This window comes from Nocardia iowensis, assembly GCF_019222765.1.
GTDB lineage: Bacteria > Actinomycetota > Actinomycetes > Mycobacteriales > Mycobacteriaceae > Nocardia > Nocardia iowensis.
The window spans coordinates 2,624,840-2,645,846 of sequence record NZ_CP078145.1 but is presented as its reverse complement, the minus strand read 5'-3'; the positions used below and the strand labels follow the sequence as shown (position 1 = coordinate 2,645,846).

Below are 21,007 nucleotides of genomic sequence, written 5' to 3'. Positions count from 1 at the left end.
TTCATTGGTCCAGCCGGGGACTGCCGTCGTCGTCCAGCACCACCGACAGCGGGCGGCGGAGCCGTTCGTCGGGGGCGGGGTGGTCGGATCGGGTGTGGCAGCCGCGGCTTTCGGTGCGGGCGGACGCTGCCAGGAGCAGACTGCGCGCGGCCACGGTCAGGGCGGCGTCTTCGAGGCCGGTGATCCGCCGGGCGACGGTCGATTCGGCTTCCGCCGGTGTCACGGCGTCGTCCAGCCGTTTCATCGCCTCCGCCAGGCCCGCGCCGTCGCGAACGACCGAAGCGTGCGTGGTCATCAGCTCTTGCAGCACCTCACGATCCGCGTACTCCGTTGCGCGGATGGCAATTTCGGTGACTTGCCGACGCTCGGCGAGGCGTTCGGCGGCGGCAACACCGGCGCGTTCACCGACGACGAGACCTTCGAGCAAGCTGTTGGACGCCAGCCGATTCGCGCCGTGCAGGCCGGTCCGCGCGACTTCACCCGCCGCGTAGAGGCCGGGTACGGCGGTGCGGCCGTGGGTATCGGTCACCACGCCGCCGCATTGGTAGTGCGCGGCGGGGGCGACCGGGATCAGGTCGCTGCGCGGATCGATGCCGATGGCGAGGCAGGACGCCGTGATCGTCGGGAACCGTTGCGCGAAACCGTCTATCGCTCTGGCATCCAAGTAGACGTGATCGGTGCCGAGCGCCCGCATCCGCGCGGCGATCGCCCGGGAGACCACGTCGCGTGGTGCCAGATCGCCGCGCGGATGCACGTCCGCGGTCACCGAATCACCTTCGGAATCCACGAGAATCGCGCCTTCGCCGCGTACCGCCTCGCTGATCAGCGGACGTCGTCCTACCCCGCCGGGCGTGTACAGCACGGTCGGGTGGAACTGCACGAACTCGAAATCGGCCACGCTCGCCCCGGCCCACAGCGCGAGCGCGATACCGTCGGCAGTCGCACCGGGCGGATTGGTACTCAACGCGTACAGCTGGCCGAGCCCGCCGGTCGCCAGCAGCACCGCCGGTGCGTGCACAACGCCGAACCCCTTCTCGGACACCGCGAGAACGCCCTGCACACCGGCAGGCCCGGTGAGAATCCGGCAGGCCGCCGCGCCGAACAGCACCGGAAGCCCGGCCGCGTTCAACGCGCGCTGCACCTCCGCACCGGTGGCATCGCCGCCCGCGTGGATGATGCGCCGGGTGCTGTGCCCGCCCTCGCGGGTCCGCGAGATCTGCCCGTCCCTGGCCAGATCGAACACGGCACCCAGGTCGGTCAGCGCCGCTACCGCCGCCTGTCCGCCTTCGACTATGGACCTCACCGCCTCGCCGTCGCACAGCCCGGCACCGGCCTCGACGGTGTCGTGCACGTGTGATTCCACCGAATCACCGTGCGGCGCAACCACAGCGATGCCACCTTGGGCGTACTGCGTCGACGTGTCGGTGGCGCCGCCCTTGCTGAGGGTGAGCACCCGCAGGCCACGCAGCGACGCGGTGCGCGCCGCCGTCAGCCCGGCGACACCGCCACCGATCACCACCAGATCGGCCTCGGTCTCCCAGTCGATCGACACCGGAGTCATTCGCCCGTGCCTCTCTGTGCGTTGCGTGACTGCCTGCCGACCACCGCCGCTAGGGCAGGAGTCGGACTCACTCACCACCACCGGGATTGCCGATCTCGATCATCCGCTGCACCGAATTACGGCCGCGCGCGGCGGTTTCCGGATCGACATGGACCTCATCGCGGCCCTCGACCAGGCAGCGGAGCAACGCCGCCGGGGTGATCATCTTCATGTACTTGCACGATGCCCGGTCGTTCACGGCCTGGAAGTCGATGCCGGGGGCGGCCTTTCGCAACTGGTGCAGCATGCCGACCTCAGTGGCGACCAGCACCTGGGTCGACTGCCCCTGCTCGCCGTTGCCGAGCCGCCGCTGCTGCACGTCCCGTGCCGCGTCGATCATGCCGCCGGTGGACAGGATGTGCACCCGGTCGGCCGGGAACGCGCCCTCGCCCGCCAGGTACAACGCCGAAGTGGCGCAACCGCATTCGGGATGCACGAACAGGTCCGCGTCCGGGTGGGTGCGCGCCTGTTCGGTCAGCTCGTCGCCGTTGATGCCCGCGTGCACGTGGCATTCGCCGGCCCAGATGTGCATGTTCTCGCGTCCGGTGACCCGCTTGACGTGCGCGCCGAGGAACTGATCCGGCAGGAACAGCACCTCGCGGTCCGGGTCGATCGAGGCGACAACGTCGACCGCGTTGGACGAGGTGCAGCAGATATCGGTGAGCGCCTTCACTTCCGCGGTGGTGTTCACGTAGGACACCACCACCGCGTTCGGGAATTCGGCCTTCCAGGCACGCAGATCCGCCGCCGTGATGGAGTCCGCGAGCGAGCAGCCCGCTCGCTGGTCCGGGATGAGGACGGTCTTGGCGGGGCTGAGGATCTTCGCGGTCTCGGCCATGAAGTGCACGCCGCAGAACACAATGGTGTCCTCGGGTGCCTCAGCGGCGATCCGCGACAGTGCCAGCGAGTCGCCGACGTGATCGGCCACGTCCTGGATCTCCGGCAACTGATAGTTGTGCGCGAGGATCGTCGCGTTTCGTTCGCGGGCCAGCCGCTTGATTTCCCGCGCCCACTCCGGGGTTGCCTCGACACCCGTGAACCCCGACGGCCCGTCCAACACCTGCCCCATCAGCGGAGGCGCCAGTTTCGCACCCATCGTCGCCATGATGGCTCCCTTCGTCGTGCGGTCGGCTCCACCGCCGATTCGCACCAAACCAGGTTTTCGACTTACAATCGAAAACGTGGCCCATAGTAGCACCATCCATGAAACGCTCACCGCGGTGTTCCAGGTTCGCCGCTTCCCCGCGAACATCACCGCAGGTCCGAGCCCTGCCGACGCCCGGAACGAGATCATCGGCCGCTGTCCGCCCGGACAACGGACCGAATTGGCGGTGCTGCTGTGGGAGCGCGCGCTTGACCCTCAAAAGGGCACCTGGTCGCTTCCTGGCGGCCGTTTGCGCGACGACGAGGACCTCGACACCTCGGCGCGCCGCCAGCTCGCCGAGAAGGTCGATGTGCGCGAATTGGCCCACCTCGAGCAGCTGTCGGTCTTCAGCGCCCCGGACCGGGTCCCGCCGCCGCGCCGCATCGCCTCGGCCTATCTCGGCTTGGTGCCGCTAACCGCGGACCCACAGCTACCTGCCGACACCGACTGGCATCCGGTCTCCGCGCTGCCCCCGATGTCCTTCGACCACGGCACCGTCGTCGACCACGCCCGCACTCGGCTGGCCGCCAAACTCTCCTACACCAATATCGCGTTCGCCCTCGCCCCCGCCGACTTCACCATGTCCACGTTGCGTGAAATCTATTGCGCCGCGCTCGGTTACGAGGTCGACACGACGAATCTGCAACGAGTCCTCTCCCGCCGCAAGGTGATCACTCCCACCGGCGAGACCCGCGCACCGGGCCGTGCGGGCGGCCGCCCCGCCGCCGTCTACCGCTACACCGACTCCGGCATCCGCGTCACCGACGAATTCGCGGCACTGCGTCCACCGACCTGAGCCGCCGCTCGAGGCGCCGACTCACGAATCGACGCTCGCCTTCCGATGCTTGCTCCCCCGCCGATACCGCCGCTTGTTCGGCAGCGGTTGCGCGGCATTGCTGCGTCGCAACGCATCTCGCCGCCGCCAAGCAACCAGGTCGGCGCGCTCACGTGCCTCGGCAGGCAGATCCGAAGCAGCTGCCGTCTTTTTGTTTTCGCTCACACCGGACCTCCCTTCCGTAAGCAGGCAATCAAGTCAACCGCCGCACGGTACCCCCGCCCCAGCCATCCCCTCCACCCAATTATGCCGCCTCGACGAGGGACCACTTCATGATCAACGCCGACATCAGGCGCGGCTCGCACTCGGCAAGTCCGCGACGGTGCGAGCTTTGTGCCAATGCGCCGCAAGGGTGGTGAGTTCCGCGATTTCGGCGTCGACGTCACCCGCGGTGGAGGGCAGCGCGAGAACGGCACCCGAGGCGGGCGCACCCGCGGACTTGGCGGCGCAGGCGTGGGCGAGTTGGATGGCGTAGTCCTGTACGGCATGAGCGTCGCCGGTAAGGGAGGCGGGCTCCGGCGCGTAACGGGACAAGATGCGCAGGCAGTCACGGATCTCGATGACGGTGCGGTGCAAGAGGAATCGGCTGCCGAGATCCCCCGCCGGGCCACGGTAGACGAGTTCCGGACACACGGCGGTCAGGTCGGACCACAGCGGCAACAGCCGTTTCCGGCTGCGCGACGCGGCGTCCAACCCCAAACGTTGGGCCAGCCGGAGCAGCAGCGGCACCGTCATGCCGACCACGATGATCACCAACTGATACAGCAGGATGTCGCGATCGGCGGCGGCCAGCAGCGCGGTGAAGACGTTGTGCTCACCGCGAACCAGGAACACCGCCGCGATCGGCGCGCAACTGAATCCGAGCAGATGCACGGCCGGAAACAGCGCGAGCGCCGCGTACGCCAATACCTCACGGCGTTCGGGCCGCTGCCGTAATTGGGCGATGCCCAACCGGATCACCAGGCCGTCGAGCCAGACCATCGGCGGCAGCAGTGCCAGCCAGAAACCCACGGGCGCCCAGCCGGTTTCGTCCGCGATCGCGACACCGTGGTGGCGTGCACCCGTGCCGCAGAGCAGCGCGATCAACGCGCTGCCGACGGCGATCCCGTGCACGACAGCGGGTCGATAGCGCAGACCGAGCGCGTCGGCCAGCACCAGCACGTTGAACCCGACGACCGCACCCATCAGGATTATCGCGAGCTGGAACAGCCAGGCATCCGACAGATAACCCGCGGACAGCGTGACCAACCCGCGCTGCAAGGTGGGTTCGCGCATGGTGGACGCGATGACGAGCACGGCGAGCGCGAGATTGCCACGGTGGTCCAGCAGCGTCGCGCGAAACCTGGTGAGGCGCACCGCAAGCAAGATCCAGGCATAGCCGACCACCGGCAGCGACCACAAGGTCGGCCAGGACGAGGTCACCACAGCGGCGGCTCAGTCCCGGAAGATCGTCCGGCGGACCGGCGAACCCACCGGCGCCGTACGGGATTCGGACAGCACGAGCGAGGCGAAGAGTTCCGCTTGATGTTCGGCGGCATCGTCGTAGTCGCTGCGTTGCAGCACCCGCAGCACGCTGTCCGGATCCATACTCGGGAAGAGCATTTCGATGGTGGCGCGTCTGGCGCGGTCGGCGTCGACGCCCGCGTGATCGAGCAGCAGATGCCCGATCTCGTGCAGCACAATGTGTTCGGCGTGATAACCGGAACTTTCCGCATCGTAGGCGATCACGATGTGATCGGCGCTTTCCAGCAGCACGCCGCACGGCATCCCGTCCGCCAGCCCCGGCGGTAACGGCATCAGCCGAATCTCCTTGCCCACCACGGCCGTGACCTGCGCCAGGAATACCGCGAGGTCCCACGGCTGCGGGATCCGCAACGCCGTCGTCATCCGCCGCACCTGTTCGATTATCGGGTCGGGTCGCCGCCGCCTCATGGTCGACCCCGTCGGCCGAGGACATTCGCTGTGCCGCAGTCGCTTCGCGCGACGAACGCGTCAACCCACCGGATCACCTCGAAACACCGCACGAACACGCCAGAAACGGTACCCCAGCCCAATTCAAGCCGTCTTCATCTGCGGCTCGGGCGGCGGAGCGGCGGTGCGGGTGAACAGGCGCGCGGCACCCCAGAATGCCAACTCCACCAACCAGAACAGGACAAGGAACACCTGGACCACGATCACCGGAATCACCAGGAACACCACCGACGGCACGGCGATCAGCACCCACGTCGCGAGCGCGCCGACGGTCGCCCCGCGCAACCCGCTGGCCAATCGCACCCCCGCCCACATCATCCAGCGCCGCGGCACCGAGACACCCAACTCCTGCAGACAGCGCCGGAAGATTCCGTCCGCGTCCGCGATACTCACCACGTTCGCGGTGCGCAGGTAGTCGTGCAGGATGGCGGCGCGGGTGTAGGCGCCGTAGCGGGGAATAAGCCAGACCAAAGCCCGCGGTACCGAGGCGAAGTCGGTGCGGAAGCCGGCGGGAATCACGAATTCTTGGGAATCGCCTTGGTAGACGAGTGGTTCGACCACCCGCCAGAATTGGGCGTCGATTTCCTCGACGACCGGCCCGCTACCGACGAACGCCACGACTCGTTCCTCTCTGAACGCACAGCGTGTCCTACAATTTTAGGCTTTTTTGGTACGCATGTGCCGTCCCGCGGGCAACGGTTCGGACAACGCTCAGCGGCTGGGACGAGTCTCCGGCAACGAACCGGAACCGGCTTCCGAAGCTGGTTCGTAGCTACGGTAAGGCATCGGGGCGCCACCCGCAGGCTGGGACGCGGTGCCGTACGGGCCGAATGCGCCTGCCGGATCGAACGATCCGGTCTCGGCGGTGGCGCCGGTGCCGGTGCCGGTGCCCAGATCTTCCGACGAACTCAGCGCGGCGAGGAACAACACGAGCAGCGACGCGATCAGCGGCTGGATGATCAGCGCGAGCCAGCTGCCCACCTCGATCGGCAACTCGACGATCTGCCCGACCGGCGGATCGTGCGGCCGGGGATGATGCCACTCGGCCACCAGCTCACCGACCCGCGCCATCAGCACGGCGCCGACGACGGACCCGGCGAACAAGCCGACCTGCAACAGCGGCCCGCGTACCGCGCGCCACCGCCAGGCGGCGACCGCACTCAGCACGCCGAGCACCGCCCCGAAGCACACGAACATCGCCACCCCGTCGAACTGGTGCATGCTCTCCCCGGTGAGCAGGCCGCCGCGGCCGGGCTCGACCACAAGCAGCTGCTCGCTCGGCGCCACCAGGCCCCACAAGACCCCGCCGAGCGCACTGACCAGCAGCACGGCCAGCGCGATCACCGCGGCGGCGCGCGCCTCCCGTCGTACCCCACTCCGAGGCGTCGTCACTAGCGGCGTTCCAGACTGGTCGCGTCGATCACGCCGTGCCGGGAGCACTTGGCCCACCAGCCGTCCGGACTCACCTGCACCACCATCCGGCGGCCGCACTGCGCACAGAAGCGCGGCGGCTCCAATCCCAGCGCGGCGGCCGCGGGCACCGCGTCATCGAGCCCGGGCACTATCCGTTTGCCGGTGAACGGGTTGTAGCGCTCGTCCATGTCCATGACATTACTCATGGGATGCTTCAGAGGGTTTCGTTGAGCGCCTTGATCGGCATCTTCAACTCGCCGAGCAGATCGAGATCGGCTTCGGCGGGCCTGCCGAGGGTGGTCAGGTAATTGCCGACGATGACGGCGTTGATGCCGCCGAGGATGCCCTGCTTGGCGCCGAGGTCGCCGAGGGTGATCTCGCGGCCGCCGGCGAAGCGAAGGATGGTGCGCGGCAACGCGAGCCGGAACGCGGCGACGGCCCGCAGCGCGTCGGCGGCGGGCAGTACCTCGAGGTCGCCGAAGGGGGTGCCTGGACGCGGGTTCAGGAAGTTGAGCGGCACCTCGTCCGGCTCGAGCTCGGCCAGGTTCGCCGCGAATTCCGCGCGCTGCTCCAGGGTTTCGCCCATGCCGAGGATGCCGCCGCAGCAGACCTCCATGCCCGCCTCGCGGACCATGCGCAGGGTGTCCCAGCGTTCTTCCCAGGTGTGCGTGGTGACCACGTTCGGGAAGTGCGAGCGCGAGGTTTCCAAATTGTGGTTGTAGCGGTGCACCCCCATGGCGGCGAGCTGATCGACCTGTTCCTGGGTGAGCATGCCGAGCGAGCACGCGACCTGGATGTCGACCTCGTTGCGGATGGCTTCGACACCGGCGGCGACCTGCGCCATCAGGCGCTCGTCCGGACCGCGCACGGCGGCGACGATGCAGAACTCGGTGGCGCCGGTCTTGGCGGTCTGCTTGGCGGCCTCGACGAGGCTGGGGATGTCGAGCCAGGCCGCGCGCACCGGCGACTGGAACAGGCCGGACTGGGAGCAGAAGTGGCAGTCCTCGGGGCAGCCGCCGGTCTTGAGGCTGATGATGCCCTCGACCTCGACCTCGGGGCCACACCACTTCATCCGCACGTCGTGGGCCAGGGCCAGCAGTTCTTCGAGGTGGTCGTCGCCTAGGCGGAGCACCTCCAGGGTCTGCTCCTGGGTCAGCCCTTCGCCGCGTTCGAGCACTTGCTCGCGGGCGATCGCCAATATGGAGGTGTCAACAGGAGCCTGGGTCACTGCACGAATCCCTTCGTTCGGCCGAGGTGGCCGTGCAACTTGAACGGTGTTCAGGCTAGGGTAGAGCGGACAGTGAGTCAAAACACTGCGAGCACCGCCGCCGAGCACTGCGGCGCGGGCGGGAGACCCGGAGAAGGTAGCCTGCGTAACCACCGAGGGGGCCCGGAGCGCCGCCATCGACACGGAAGGAATTCGGGTGCAACTGCACAGAGCGGACGTGGTCGACGGCGCCATCGCGATTCTCGACCAGTACGGCCTCGCCGACCTGACCATGCGCAGGCTGGCCGGCTCGCTTCAGGTGCAGCCGGGCGCGCTGTACTGGCATTTCCCCAACAAACAGGCGCTGCTCGGCGCGGTCGCGGACAAGATCCTCGCGCCGATGGAGGATCCGATCGTCGCCACCGAATGGTCCGGCCAGATCAGCGAATTGGCGCACCGGCTGCGCGACTGCCTGCTCGCCTACCGCGACGGTGCCGAATTGGTCTCCGCCACCTACGCATCCAGACTCACCACCAGCAAGGGCCGGGAACGCATGGCAGGCGCGGCCATTCGCGCGGGCATGCCCCGCCCCGAAGCCGAACTCACCTCGTTCACGCTGCTGTACTACGTCCTCGGCCAAACCGTCGACGAACAGTCCAGGATGCAAATGGATTCCGCGGGCGCACTCCCCGACGACGAAGCGCCCCTCGACGAAACCCCCGACCCCACCGCCCGTTTCGACTTCGGCCTGCAACTGTTCATCGCAGGCGTGCGCCACCTTCTCGGCACCCGCGTCCGCTGACCCGTCGCCGAGGGTCCAGGTAATCCGTCAGCGCGGCGCCGCGGCGGTCGTTGTCGCCCGGACCTCCTGCTGGTAGCGCTGGATGAACGGCAGGATCTGCTGGTCGATCGCCGCGTTGTATTCGATCGGCCGCTGCATCGGGTTGGCGTGCCCGATATTTCGCGCCCGCACCACCGACAGCGTGCCGTCCACGCCACCGGACTGTTCGATCAACACCCGATGTGAATACTCGACATCGACCACCCGGTCCTGGCTCGGATCGCGCGGCCGGATGAAAACGATGGCGGGGCGCGGCTTTCCGTCCGCCGGAGCGGCCAGCGCCCGCAGATCGTTGGTCGCGCCGCCCGCCACGATCGCGGTGAACTGTGCCTCGATCAGCCCGTTGCTCGCCGCGTTGCGGGAGAAGATCTTCTCCCGCCACACCTCCCCCAGCACCTCGCCGAGCCGGGCGAAGCGGATGCCGGGCGGCACGCCACCGCCACCGCGGGAGACGAAACGGTCCCGGCGCGCATAGGTTTCCACCGCCAGCCGCAATAGGCGGCTCTCCCGCGCGCCGGGTAGCCAGCGCATCCAGCGCACCATGTCCTCACCGCGGCCGCGGCTCTCCGGGCGGACCGCGTTCAGGTCCACCGGCGTGCAGTCCAGGATCACCCCGACCAGGCGGCGGTCGCTGCCGAGGTGGATGTGTTTGGCGACCTCCAGCGCGATCACACCGCCCATGCTGTGCCCGACCAGCACGATGTTCTTCAATCCGGACAGCTCGGTGGCGCGGATGATCAGGTCGGCGATCACCTCGGTGTCGATGCCTTCGTTGTCGTAGCGGATGGCCCACACGACGCCCATTCCGCGCAGCGCGGGCAGCGCGGCAGCGGTCGGCCTGGCGTCCAGGCCACCGAGGCCGACCATGTCCACCACCACGGTGTCCCAATCCTTGGGATCGACCGGGGCGGCGACGGGCAGGATCGCGGGTTCGGTGCGGGCCAGTCGCACCTGCTGTGGTTCGACGTCGTAGGTCAGGTACTGCGCGAACACGATCAGTACGGCGGCGAGTAGAGCGACCACCCGCAGCACCGCCGACCGGGTGCGGCGCAACGTCTTCCACTCGTGCCACAGGCTGGTGTCCCGTAGCCGGGCTCTGCGTCGCGCGTCGTCCCAGTCCGCGACAGTGGACGGGTGCCGATCTTCGAACGGCGACATCTTCCCCACTGTAGGTAAGGGTGTGGACGGCTGCCATTCCAGAACGACCCGGCGATACCGGCGAATCCGACCGAACGGTAGAGTTCGGCCGTCATCCCTGCAGGTGCGGGAATCCGGTGCAAATCCGGAACGGTCGCGCCACTGTGATCGCCTTCACGGCGAAAGTCAGACCTCCCCTGCGCGACACACTCTGGAGAGGCCGCGACTTGCCTGTGGAGAACTACCGATGATCCGTGTCCGCACGGCGATCATCCTCCCCGTCCTCGGGGCGCTGCTGATCTGCGCGATGATCCTCGCCACCGGCTTCGGCGCCGAGACGCTGCCGGTCTCGTCGGTGCTGGAAGTGCTGCGGCACCGCATCCTCGGGCAGCCGCCCACCGACTTCGGTTTGGACACCATCGTCTGGCAGTTGCGGGTGCCGCGCACGGTGCTGGCCGCGATCGTCGGCGCCGGACTGGCGTTGGCGGGCGCCGCCATGCAGACGCTGGTGCGCAATCCGCTCGCCGATCCGTACCTGCTCGGGGTGTCCTCGGGTGCCGGTGTCGGCGCGGCCGCGGTAATCACCTCCGGGCTCTTCGCCGGTGCGGGGGTGTGGGCGTTGTCGGGTGGGGCGCTGGTCGGTGCGTTCGTCGCGGCGGGGCTGGTCTTCCTGATCACCGTCGGTCAGGGTGGGCTGACACCGCTGCGGCTGGTGCTCACCGGCACCGTCCTCGGCTCCGCGTTCGCCGCGTTGAGCAGCTATCTCATCTTTCGGCGGCCGGATCCCGCCGCCGCCCAATCGGTGCTGTTCTGGCTCCTCGGCAGCCTCGCGGGTGCGGACTGGACGCGAATCGCGTTGCCGCTGAGCGTGGTTGCGCTGGCCGGTCTGGCGCTGTTGCTCGCGAGCGGCTGGCTCGACGCACTGACCGTCGGCGCGGATACCGCCGCCTCCCTCGGTGTTCCGGTCAAAAAACTCCGCATCGCCCTGTTCCTGCTGCTGGCGGTGCTGGTCGGGGTGCTGGTCGCGGTGTCGGGTGGCATCGGCTTCGTCGGTCTGGTCATCCCGCACGCCGCCCGCCTCTTGGTCGGTCCGCGCCACCGCAGCCTGTTGCCCGCCTGCGCGCTGTGCGGCGCCCTGTTTCTCGTCGTCGCCGACGCCGCCACTCGAATTCTGGTCCGCCCTACCGAAATCCCGGTCGGCGTCCTGACCGGGCTGATCGGTGCACCCGCCTTCCTGATCCTGATGGGGCGACGGCGCTATCGGTTCGGTGAAGCATGAACGGACCCAGTCGCCACGGGCCAGACCTCGATGGGCTCGTGGTCAGCGGCGAGGTGGCCGAAACAACAAGCGTTGCCGGGGCGCTGGAGGTCAACGGGCTCGCGTGTGCCGCTGGTCGGCGGACGGTGGTCGCCGACACCAGCTTTACGATCCGAGCCGGGGAGACGATCGGGATCGTCGGGCCGAACGGTACCGGCAAGACGACACTATTGCAGGTCCTCGCGGGGGTGCGGCGGCCGGTGCGTGGGCGGGTGACCGTGGATGGTCGAGTGCTGCACACCTTGTCGGCGCGGCAGCGGGCTCGGACCGTGGCCGTGGTCGCGCAGGACGAGCGGCCGCCCGCTGACCTCCGTGCGGGTGAAGTTGTGGCCCTTGGGCTTACGCCGTACCTGCCGCCATGGGGTGGCGGCTCGCCACGCGAACAACAGGCGGTCGATGAGGCATTGGCGACGGTGGACCTGGCCGGCTTCGCCGAGCGACCGGTACATCGCCTCTCCGGGGGCGAGCGCCAACGAGTCCTGCTGGCACGCGCTCTCGTACAGAACACGCCGGTACTGCTGCTGGACGAGCCCACCAACCATTTGGACATCACCCACCGTCTCGAGCTCCTGGCACTGACCCGCACCCTGAACCGCACCGTGGTCATGGCGCTGCACGACCTGGCGCTGGCTGACCGCTACTGCGACCGAATTCTGGTGCTGCACAACGGCATCGCGCACCCCTTGGCCGAACCCGCGACTGCCCTCGCCCCCGCCGTGGTCGACACGGTATTCGGCGTCCACGCCCTACGCGTCCCCCACCCCGAAACTGGCATCCCGCACCTCCTGATAACCCAACGCGACCCGACCCGATGACCCGGCGGCGTGGCACTACTCGAACTGTTGAACACCATGAGAGGCGAAATATGAGGCACACTTTGCGAGTTTTGGTGGCGGTTGCGCTGGCTGCCGCGGCGACCGGGTGTAGTGCGGATAAGGCGGGCGGCGGGGATCTCACGATCCGGAATTGCGAAGTGGATGTGCGGTTTCCGGCGCCCGCGAAGCGGTTGTTCGTCAATGACGGCAATCTGATCTCGATGGTCCTCGCGCTCGGGGCGCAGGAGCAGGTTGTCGCGGTGTCGAGTGTGCAGCGGGATGCGGATACGCTGCGCAGGCACTACGGGCCTGCCGTCGATGAGCTGAAGACCGTTGCGCCCGAATACCCTTCGCGGGAGACGGTGCTGGCACAGGGACCCGACGTGATGGTCGCCGGTTGGAACTACGGCTATGACGAGGCCAAGAACCTGACACCGGACTCGTTGAGCAAGGCCGGTATCGCGGCATACACGCTTACCGAGAGCTGCCGCCAGCGCAATGGCGAACGTCCGCGCGGCATCGTCGAACCGTGGACGGCACTACGCGCCGACCTCACCAACCTCGGCGCTATCACCGGCCACGCCGACCGGGCCACCGAACTCACCGCCGACCTGGACCGACGGCTGGCCGCGCTGACCGCCGCACCGCAAGCGGAGCGCAAGCCGACCATCTTCCTGTTCGACAGCGCCACCGACTCCCTCATGTCCAGCGGCAGTTTCGGTGCGCCCCAAGCGATCCTGGCTGCCGCAGGCGGCCGCAACGCGCTCGACGACGTGGCCGACACGTGGACCAGGGTGTCCTGGGAGCGGCTGGCCGCCGCCGACCCCGACGCCATCATGTTCGTCGACTACCCGCCGCAAACCTTCGCTCAGAAGCTCGAGCTGCTGCGCGCCAAGCCCGGCATCAATCAACTCCGCGCCGTCACCGAGGGCCGCTTCCTCAATCTCCCCTACGCCATGTGGACCAGCGGACCCCTCAACATCGATGCCGCCGAACAGATCCGCCGACAACTCGAAACCTGGAACCTGGTGCCCGCCTCCACCATCCAGCCGCGCACCGACGACGCCGTCCGCTGACCGCCGCCCGCGCCGGTCAGGCGAAAGGGGACCAGGCGGGGTCGAACCAGTTCGGAGCCGCGGCGGTGAAGTGATCGCGGTGCCAGGAACCGGCGCCTTCGGGGATGGTCCCCACGATGTCTACGCCGGTGACGCGGGGTAGGTCGATGCGGTTGCATTCGGCGGCCAGGTCGGGGGCCTTCGGCCAGGAGCCGATTACCAGACCCGCGCAGTGGACGCCCGCCGATTGCAATGCACGGGTGGTCAATTCGGTGTGATTGAGGGTGCCGAGGCCGGGGACGGTCACCAGAAGGACCGGAGCACCGAGCTTTTGGGCGAGGTCGAGCAGAGTGAAATCACCGAGCCGGACCAGCAGGCCACCCGCCCCCTCCACCAGGGTGAGGTCGGCGTCGGCGAGTGCGTCTATGCCAGCGGCGGTTTCGGCCAGCGTCAGCTCCGGCAGACCGGCGCGGCGCGCGGCGGTGTCGGGGGCCAGCGGGTCGGGGTAGCGCGCGAGCTCGACGGTCCGGGTGACCCCACTGAGCCGTTCGACAGCGGCGAGATCACCCGGCTCACCTGGCCCGACACCGGTCTGTCCCGGCTTGCATACCGCGACCGACCTGCCTTCGGCCAGTGCGCTGGCGGCGACGGCCGCGGTCACGACGGTCTTGCCGACATCCGTGGATGTTCCGGTGACCAACAGGATGCTCATGCCGACACCACCTGCGGCGTGCCCGTTCCTACGATCATTGCTCCGTCGATACTCACGCGCGCACCACGTCCAATCCGCGGGCCTCGGCCAGCACGTCGCCGAGAACCGTTGCAATCGTGTCGAGTTCACCGGGGCTGAGGTCCGCGCGGGCGGTGAGTCGCAAGCGGGAGGTGCCCTCCGGCACCGACGGCGGCCGGAAGCAGCCGACGTCGAGTCCGCGGGCCCGGCATGCCTGGGCCGCGTCGTAGGCGACCTGCGCCTTGCCGAGCACGACCGATACCACCGCCGAATCCGGTGCGGGCACAGCGGCAATGCGCGCGATGTCGGCGGCACGCTGCAGTACCCGGCCCGCCAGGTGGGGTTCGCGCCGCAGCACCCGCAGCGCCGCCCGCGCCGCACCGACGGCGGCGGGCGCGAGGCCGGTGTCGAAGATGAAGGTGCGCGCGGCGTCGATCAGGTGCGCCCGCACCCGTCCATCGGCGAGCACGACTCCACCCTGCGCGGCAAGGGATTTCGACAGCGTCGCGGTGATCACCAGGTCCGGCTCACCGGCCAGCCCGAGCTCGTGTACCAGTCCGCGCCCGCCCGCGCCACGCACACCAAGCCCGTGCGCTTCGTCCACGATCAGCACCGCACCACGCGCCCGGGTGACCCGGTGCAGCTCGGCGAGCGGTGCGAGATCCCCGTCGGCACTGAACACCGAATCGGTGAGCACCAGCGCCCGTTCCTCGGTACGCGAGGCCAGCAGGCGGTCGACGGCGTCGACATCGCCGTGCCCGGCGATCTCCACCCTGGCCCGCGACAGCCTGCACGCGTCGACCAGTGACGCGTGGCTGCCCGCGTCGGAGACCACCAGGGCTCCGCGCCCGGCGAGCGCGGTGACCGCGCCGAGGTTGGCGGCGTACCCGGAGGCGAAGACGAGTCCTGCCTCGGCGCCGACGAATTCGGCCAGTTCGGCTTCCAGCAACTCGTGTTCGACGGTGGTGCCGGTGACGAGCCGCGAACCGGTCGATCCGGCACCCCACCGCCGCACCGCTTCGATGGCGCCCTCGATCACCTCGGGATGGCGGACCAGCCCGAGGTAGTCGTTGGAGGCGAGGTCGATCGACGGCGACCGCGCGGGCCGGGGGCGTAGTTCACGGCGCAGCCCGGCGGCCACCCGCGCGGACGCGCGCTCGTCCAACCAACTCAATGGATCGGTAGTCACAGCTCCGCAGCATACTTGAACGCCGTTCAAGAAGTACACACAAGACCGCCTGCGCCCGAGCTCAGACCGTCTGCGCCGCGACGGCCGCCCGCATCCCCGCGGTGATCGCCGCGACCTCCTCGGCGGTGCTGATGAACGGCGGCATGGTGTACACGAGATTCCGGAACGGCCGCAGCCACACCCCCGCGCCGATGGCGGCATCGGTCGCGGTCCGCATATCCACCGGCCGGTCGAGCTCGATCACCCCGATCGCGCCGAGCACCCGCGCTTCGACGACACCGGACCGGTCACGCATCGGAGCGAGTCCCGCTTCCAACTCGGATTCGATCCGCGCCACGTCGCCGCGCCAGTCGCCCGACCGCAGCAGTTCGATCGAGGCCACCGCGACCGCGCAGGCCAGCGGGTTGCCCATGAAGGTGGGCCCGTGCATCAACCCGCCGTGTCCCGCGCTGATCGTCTCGGCGATCAGCGCGGTGCACAGTGCGGCGGCCAGGGTGAGGTAGCCCCCGGTCAACGCTTTGCCGACGCACATCACGTCCGGGCTAACGCCGACCTGATCGGCCGCGAAAAACGTTCCGGTGCGGCCGAATCCGGTCGCGATCTCATCGAGGACGAGCAGCACACCGTGCTCGTCGCACAGCCTGCGCAGATCGGTCAGATAGCGCGGGTGATGCCAGCGCATCCCGCCCGCGCCCTGCACCACGGGCTCCACGATGACGGCCGCGAGTTCGTCGGCGTTGGCGCTGATCATGCGCTCCAGCTCCGCCACATACTCGGGCCGATAGTCGCGCGGCGGCATCGGCGCGAAGAGTTGGTCGACCAGCACGTCGGTCCACAGCGAGTGCATGCCGCCGGTCGGGTCGCACACGCTCATCGGGGTGAACGTGTCGCCGTGATAGCCACCGCGCCAGGTGAGCAGCCGCCGCTTGGCGGGCTTGTCGTGGCAGCGCCAGTACTGCAGGCACATCTTCACGGCGACCTCGATCGACACCGAGCCCGAGTCGCACAGGAACACCTTGTCCAGACCGGCGGGCGTGAGCTCGACCAGCAGCTCGGCCAGGCGCGCGGCGGGTTCATGGGTGAGCCCGCCGAACATCACATGGCTCATCCGCTGCGCTTGCGCCACCAGCGCGGCATCCAGCACCGGGTGCCGGTAGCCATGGATGGCGGCCCACCAGGAGCTCATGCCGTCGATCAGTTCGCGGCCGTCGGCAAGGGTGAGCCGGGTACCGGCGGCTTCGGCGACCACCAGCGGCTCGGTGGTCGCGGGAAACCCGCCGTAGGGGTGCCACACATGCTTGGCATCAATGGCGGTGATCTCGTCAAGGGTCAGTGCCACAGGAATCCTTGCGGTCGAGCGACGGCCCCGGCGTAGCCAGCGGGCTTGAACGGCGTTCAAGTTACCACTGGAGCTGGATCTCAAGTGAGCTGCGGCAATTTCTGTTGCTCGGCAACCATCCGAGGTTATTCTTTGACTAAGTCAACGATTAACGCCGAACGGAGCCCTCGTGACCACTGTCGCCGCCACGGATGTCGCCGCAGTCCGGGAATTCAACCGCCGCTACACCAAGGTCATCGGCACCCTCCGAGAAGGGCTGCTGGACAGCGAGTACTCGCTGACCGAGGTGCGAATCCTGTTCGAGCTGGCCAACTCCGGCACCGTCGAGGTGGTAACCCTGCGGCAGACACTGGATCTCGACGCCGGATACCTCAGCCGCATCCTGGCGCGCTTCGAGAACGCGGGCCTGGTGCAGCGCAACCGCTCCGACAGCGACGGCCGCCGCCAAGAGGTTCGGCTCACCACCCGAGGCAAGGAAATATTCGCCGTGCTCGACCAGCGCGCCAGCGACGAAATCAGCTACCTGCTCAACGCCAAACCACCCGCCACCCGGGCCAGGCTGGTCACCGCCATGCGGACCATCCAGCAGATCCTGGACCATCCCGTCAACGCGGTGGCCGCGCCCCCGTTCGTCATCCGGGACCCGAAGCCGGGCGACTACGGCTGGGTGATCGAGCGGCACGCCCGGCTTTACACCGACGAATACGGTTGGGACGGAACCTATGAGAAGCTGATCGTCCGCATCGTCGCCGACTATCTCAACAGGCACGACGAGCAACGCGAGCGCGCCTGGATCGCCGAATCCGGCGGCGAACCGGTCGGCAGCATCTTCTGCGTCGCCGAAAACGACACCACCGCGCGGCTGCGCCTGCTGCTGGTCGAGCCAACGGCCCGGGGCCTCGGCGTCGGGTCCGCGCTGGTCGATGAGTGTCTGCGCTTCGCCACCGCGGCCGGCTACCGGGAGATAGTGCTGTGGACCAACGACGTGCTCACCGCGGCCAGGCACATCTACCAGCGCGCCGGTTTCGAAATCGTCGAGGAGAGCCCGCACCACAGCTGGGGCGCGGATCTCATCGGCCAGACCTGGCGGCGATCACTCGGGTCGGCCGACTGAGGCGTCAGGGAACCGCTCAGCGCATCGAAAGAGACTGCGCCACAGGCGGAGCGGAGCCGTCCACACCAGAATCGCGCGCTCAATCGGCGGCGGCCGTGGATTCTGCCGCCAGCGCCTCGTCCACCAGAGCCAATGCCCGTCGCAAGTCGCCGAGCCCGCGCTCACCCAACGCGTCGGCGATCATCTGCTCGATGCTCCGAATCCGTTGCGCCGCAACGTCGAGCGCGGCTCTACCGCGGTCGGTGAGCACGACCAGCCTGGCCCGCCGGTCGACCGGGTCGACCTGCCGTTCGACCAGGCCACAGCGCTCCAGATGAGCCACCAACTCCCCCATCGACTGCTGCGTCATCCCCGCCGTCTCGGCCAGCGCGCTGATCCGCGAACCCGCCGGGTCGAGGTGGCGGAAGACGGCGTAATGCGCCGGGCGGAGCTGGTCGTCGAGGCGGGCGCGCAGTTCCCGGTTCAGTGTGCGCTCGTAGGCGGCAGTCGCCCGGCTCAGCAGTTTCAGCAAAGTGGCATTCGAATCAACCATTGACACATTATGAAGGTTACCTTTATATATTGAAAGATGGCAGACAACACGACCCTCACCTTCCGCAACGGGCACCAGGTCACCCTCGTCGCCCGCGGCGAGGACGAGCAGGGTCCCTACCTCCGACTGCGCCATACGCTGCCGAAGGCCGAGCGTCAGGCAGGCCCGCATGTGCATCCCGTGCTCACCGAGCGGTGGACCGTCCGCCATGGACGCACTCGCTACCGGATCGACGGCGTCGAGCACATCGCGAACCCCGGCGACACCGTGACCGCGCCCGCGGGCACCGTGCACGAGTTCTGGAGCGAAGCCGCCGACACCGCGTTCGACCATGAGATCCGGCCGCCGCTGCGGCACTGGGAGATGTTCCAGCTCTGGCACAACCTGGACACAGCGGGCAAGACCACCCGGTCCCGGGTGCCACGTGACCCACTCGCCCTGGCATTGCTGTGGGATTACCAGGACGGCTACCTTGCCGGGATCCCACGCTGGGCGCAGCGCGCCGTGTTGGGTGGGCTGGCCCGCTTGGCCGTCCGGCTCGGCTACCGGCGGCGCTGGCTGGAAACCCCACCCGGCCCCCGTTGACCTACCGGTCGCAACCGTCCGCGCCGAGTAAAACGCCGCTGCCGCTAATGTCATTGCTATGGCTCAGCCCGACGCAGCGTCCGGTGACGCGACACCACTGGGTGTGTGGCCCGGCACCGCCTATCCGCTGGGTGCGACCTACGACGGGGCAGGCACCAACTTCTCGGTGTTCTCCGAGGTTGCCGACGCCGTCGATTTGTGCCTGATCGCCAGGGACGGCACCGAATCCCGGATTCCGCTCGACGAGGTGGACGGGTATGTCTGGCATGCCTACCTGCCCGCGGTCGGGCCCGGTCAGCGCTACGGATTCCGCGTGCACGGTCCTTACGACCCGGAGCACGGCTTACGTTGCGATCCGAGCAAACTATTGCTCGACCCGTACGGCAAGGCGTTCGACGGCGAATTCGACAATCACCCGTCGCTGTACACGCACGGCCTGGATTCCCTCGGCCACACCATGGCGGGCGTGGTGATCAACCCGTACTTCGATTGGGGCACCGACCGCGCGCCGAACCGGCCGTACCACGAGACCGTGATCTACGAGGCGCACGTCAAGGGCATGACCGCCACCCATCCCGACGTCCCGGACGAGTTGCGCGGCACCTACTCCGGCATCGCGCACCCGGCCATCATCGAACATTTGAAAGGCTTGGGCGTCACCGCGATCGAGCTGATGCCGGTGCACCAGTTCCTGCACGACAGCGTGCTGCTGGACCAGGGACTGCGAAACTACTGGGGCTACAACAGTTTCGGCTACCTCGCCCCGCACAACGAGTACGCCGCCATCAAACGCGCCGACTCCGCGGTGACCGAGTTCAAGGCGATGGTGCGCGCACTGCACGCCGAGGGCATCGAGGTGATCCTCGACGTGGTCTACAACCACACCGCCGAGGGCAATCACCGCGGTCCGACCATCAGCTTCCGCGGCATCGACAACGCCGCCTACTACCGCCTGCTCGACGATGATCCGTCGCACTACATGGATTACACCGGCACCGGCAACAGCCTGAACGTGCGCCACCCGCACACGCTGCAGCTGATCATGGACTCGCTGCGCTACTGGGTCCTGGACATGCACGTCGACGGTTTCCGCTTCGACCTGGCCGCGACGCTGGCCCGCGAGCTGCACGACGTCGATCGGCTGTCCACGTTCTTCGATCTGGTGCAACAGGATCCGGTGGTCAGCCAGGTGAAGCTGATCGCGGAGCCGTGGGACGTCGGCGAGGGCGGATACCAGGTCGGCAACTTCCCCGGACTGTGGACCGAGTGGAACGGCAAATACCGCGACACCGTGCGCGACTACTGGCGCGGCGAGCCCGCGACCTTGGGCGAGTTCGCCTCTCGGCTTACCGGCTCCTCGGATCTGTACGAGGCCACCGGGCGCAGGCCGAGCGCGAGCATCAACTTCATCACCGCGCACGACGGCTTCACGCTGCGGGACCTGGTGTCCTACAACGAGAAACACAACGAGGCGAACGGCGAGGACAACCGCGACGGGGAGAGCTGGAACCGATCGTGGAACTGCGGCGTCGAAGGCCCCACCGACGACCCGGACATCCTCGCGCTGCGGGCCAGGCAGAGCCGCAACCTGCTGGCCACGCTGGTGCTCAGCCAGGGCGTGCCGATGCTCGCGCACGGCGACGAAATGGGCCGCACCCAGCACGGCAACAACAATGTGTACTGTCAGGACTCCCCGCTGGCCTGGATGGATTGGTCACTGATGGAAGAGAATTCGGACCTGCTCGAATTCACCCGCACCGTGATCGCGTTGCGGACCGAGCATCCCATCTTCCGGCGCCGCCGCTTCCTCGACGGCAGGCCGGTGCGGTCCAAGGACCGCGCGCGCGACATCGCCTGGCTCACGCCCGAGGGCGCGGAGATGACCACCGCGGACTGGGACAGCGGCTTCGGCAAGTCGCTGACCGTGTTCCTCAACGGTAAAGGCATCCACGAACCCGGCCCACGCGGCGAGCGGATCACCGACGACTCGTTCCTGCTGTGCTTCAACGCCCATGACGAGGCGATGGACTTCACGTTGCCCGGCACCGATTACGGCTTGGCATGGACTGTCGCGCTGGACTGCTCGACCCCGACCGGTTCGGCCGACGCGAGTTACCCCGCGGCGGCCACGATCCCGGTCGAATCCCGTTGCCTGCTCGTCCTCCGTCACGCCGGATGACCC

22 protein-coding genes are annotated in these 21,007 nt (G+C 68.2%); 8 read left to right on the top strand and 14 right to left on the bottom strand.

The annotated features are described in order from the left end of the window. Nucleotide 1: 1 nt before the first annotated feature. A complete protein-coding gene (locus KV110_RS12150) occupies nt 2–1,561 on the bottom strand; it encodes an L-aspartate oxidase (RefSeq protein ID WP_218475991.1) in 1,560 nt (519 codons plus the stop codon). Nucleotides 1,562–1,628: 67 nt separating this feature from the next. Continuing rightward, on the bottom strand, nt 1,629–2,705 hold the full coding sequence (gene nadA / locus KV110_RS12145) for a quinolinate synthase NadA (RefSeq protein ID WP_218475989.1): 1,077 nt from the start codon (nt 2,703–2,705) through the stop codon (nt 1,629–1,631). Nucleotides 2,706–2,781: 76 nt separating this feature from the next. On the opposite strand from nadA, the gene KV110_RS12140 reads away from it, so the two are divergent. Next, nucleotides 2,782–3,540, top strand: coding sequence for an NUDIX hydrolase (locus tag KV110_RS12140; RefSeq protein ID WP_281427763.1), 759 nt, complete (start codon nt 2,782–2,784; stop codon nt 3,538–3,540). 21 nt (nt 3,541–3,561) lie between these two features. On the opposite strand, the gene KV110_RS12135 is transcribed toward KV110_RS12140, so the two are convergent. The 7 genes from KV110_RS12135 to bioB form a co-directional block, all read right to left on the bottom strand. Then, complete coding sequence (locus tag KV110_RS12135) at nt 3,562–3,744, bottom strand: hypothetical protein (protein WP_218475988.1); 183 nt, start codon at nt 3,742–3,744, stop codon at nt 3,562–3,564. A 123-nt stretch (nt 3,745–3,867) separates the two neighbouring features. Beyond that, the gene (locus KV110_RS12130; protein ID WP_218475986.1) at nt 3,868–5,004 is read right to left on the bottom strand and encodes an MAB_1171c family putative transporter; all 1,137 of its coding nucleotides are present in this window, start codon (nt 5,002–5,004) and stop codon (nt 3,868–3,870) included. A 9-nt stretch (nt 5,005–5,013) separates the two neighbouring features. Beyond that, nucleotides 5,014–5,466, bottom strand: coding sequence for a hypothetical protein (locus tag KV110_RS12125; protein WP_246634484.1), 453 nt, complete (start codon nt 5,464–5,466; stop codon nt 5,014–5,016). Between the two features lie 168 nt (nt 5,467–5,634). Continuing rightward, nucleotides 5,635–6,168 (bottom strand): DUF1353 domain-containing protein, encoded by a 534-nt coding sequence (locus KV110_RS12120; RefSeq protein WP_218475983.1) that lies wholly within the window; start codon nt 6,166–6,168, stop codon nt 5,635–5,637. A gap of 93 nt (nt 6,169–6,261) precedes the next feature. Continuing rightward, nucleotides 6,262–6,942 carry a DUF2567 domain-containing protein gene (locus KV110_RS12115; RefSeq protein ID WP_218475981.1) on the bottom strand — a complete coding sequence of 227 codons (681 nt, stop codon included), beginning with the start codon at nt 6,940–6,942 and terminating at the stop codon, nt 6,262–6,264. Next, nucleotides 6,942–7,169: a biotin synthase auxiliary protein BsaP gene (gene bsaP / locus KV110_RS12110; RefSeq protein WP_246634483.1), complete on the bottom strand. Its 228-nt coding sequence runs from the start codon at nt 7,167–7,169 to the stop codon at nt 6,942–6,944. The genes KV110_RS12115 and bsaP overlap by 1 nt, the downstream gene beginning before the upstream one ends. 8 nt (nt 7,170–7,177) lie before the next feature. Further along, complete coding sequence (gene bioB, locus KV110_RS12105) at nt 7,178–8,191, bottom strand: biotin synthase BioB (RefSeq protein ID WP_218475979.1); 1,014 nt, start codon at nt 8,189–8,191, stop codon at nt 7,178–7,180. A gap of 196 nt (nt 8,192–8,387) precedes the next feature. On the opposite strand from bioB, the gene KV110_RS12100 reads away from it, so the two are divergent. Beyond that, a complete protein-coding gene (locus KV110_RS12100; RefSeq protein WP_218475978.1) occupies nt 8,388–8,972 on the top strand; it encodes a TetR/AcrR family transcriptional regulator C-terminal domain-containing protein in 585 nt (194 codons plus the stop codon). 27 nt (nt 8,973–8,999) lie between these two features. Here KV110_RS12100 and KV110_RS12095 read toward each other — a convergent pair whose 3' ends face one another. Then, nucleotides 9,000–10,169: an alpha/beta fold hydrolase gene (locus KV110_RS12095; protein WP_218475976.1), complete on the bottom strand. Its 1,170-nt coding sequence runs from the start codon at nt 10,167–10,169 to the stop codon at nt 9,000–9,002. Between the two features lie 226 nt (nt 10,170–10,395). Between KV110_RS12095 and KV110_RS12090 the strand changes: the two genes are divergently transcribed. From KV110_RS12090 to KV110_RS12080, 3 genes are read left to right on the top strand one after another with little or no spacing between them, the layout of a single operon-like run. Continuing rightward, nucleotides 10,396–11,427 carry a FecCD family ABC transporter permease gene (locus tag KV110_RS12090; RefSeq protein ID WP_218475975.1) on the top strand — a complete coding sequence of 344 codons (1,032 nt, stop codon included), beginning with the start codon at nt 10,396–10,398 and terminating at the stop codon, nt 11,425–11,427. Then, a complete protein-coding gene (locus KV110_RS12085) occupies nt 11,424–12,281 on the top strand; it encodes an ABC transporter ATP-binding protein (protein WP_218475973.1) in 858 nt (285 codons plus the stop codon). The genes KV110_RS12090 and KV110_RS12085 overlap by 4 nt, the downstream gene beginning before the upstream one ends. A gap of 50 nt (nt 12,282–12,331) precedes the next feature. Beyond that, the gene (locus tag KV110_RS12080; RefSeq protein WP_218475971.1) at nt 12,332–13,357 is read left to right on the top strand and encodes an ABC transporter substrate-binding protein; all 1,026 of its coding nucleotides are present in this window, start codon (nt 12,332–12,334) and stop codon (nt 13,355–13,357) included. Between the two features lie 16 nt (nt 13,358–13,373). On the opposite strand, the gene bioD is transcribed toward KV110_RS12080, so the two are convergent. The 3 genes from bioD to KV110_RS12065 all read right to left on the bottom strand — a co-directional run bounded on the left by bioD (nt 13,374) and on the right by KV110_RS12065 (nt 16,594). Continuing rightward, on the bottom strand, nt 13,374–14,048 hold the full coding sequence (bioD, locus tag KV110_RS12075; RefSeq protein WP_218475970.1) for a dethiobiotin synthase: 675 nt from the start codon (nt 14,046–14,048) through the stop codon (nt 13,374–13,376). Between the two features lie 52 nt (nt 14,049–14,100). After that, entirely contained in the window at nt 14,101–15,255 is a 1,155-nt protein-coding gene (locus KV110_RS12070) for an 8-amino-7-oxononanoate synthase (RefSeq protein WP_218475968.1), read from the bottom strand. 61 nt (nt 15,256–15,316) lie between these two features. Beyond that, complete coding sequence (locus tag KV110_RS12065) at nt 15,317–16,594, bottom strand: adenosylmethionine--8-amino-7-oxononanoate transaminase (protein ID WP_218475966.1); 1,278 nt, start codon at nt 16,592–16,594, stop codon at nt 15,317–15,319. 169 nt (nt 16,595–16,763) lie between these two features. Between KV110_RS12065 and KV110_RS12060 the strand changes: the two genes are divergently transcribed. Continuing rightward, nucleotides 16,764–17,708: a bifunctional helix-turn-helix transcriptional regulator/GNAT family N-acetyltransferase gene (locus KV110_RS12060; RefSeq protein ID WP_218475964.1), complete on the top strand. Its 945-nt coding sequence runs from the start codon at nt 16,764–16,766 to the stop codon at nt 17,706–17,708. A 79-nt stretch (nt 17,709–17,787) separates the two neighbouring features. Here the strand turns inward: KV110_RS12060 and KV110_RS12055 are convergent, their stop codons facing one another. Beyond that, nucleotides 17,788–18,240: a MarR family winged helix-turn-helix transcriptional regulator gene (locus tag KV110_RS12055; RefSeq protein ID WP_218475962.1), complete on the bottom strand. Its 453-nt coding sequence runs from the start codon at nt 18,238–18,240 to the stop codon at nt 17,788–17,790. 36 nt (nt 18,241–18,276) lie between these two features. Here KV110_RS12055 and KV110_RS12050 point away from each other — a divergent pair, with 36 nt between their 5' ends. Both KV110_RS12050 and glgX read left to right on the top strand, forming a co-directional pair. Next, nucleotides 18,277–18,825: a cupin domain-containing protein gene (locus KV110_RS12050; protein WP_218475960.1), complete on the top strand. Its 549-nt coding sequence runs from the start codon at nt 18,277–18,279 to the stop codon at nt 18,823–18,825. Nucleotides 18,826–18,883: 58 nt separating this feature from the next. Further along, on the top strand, nt 18,884–21,004 hold the full coding sequence (gene glgX, locus KV110_RS12045; RefSeq protein ID WP_218475958.1) for a glycogen debranching protein GlgX: 2,121 nt from the start codon (nt 18,884–18,886) through the stop codon (nt 21,002–21,004). Nucleotides 21,005–21,007 lie beyond the last annotated feature (3 nt).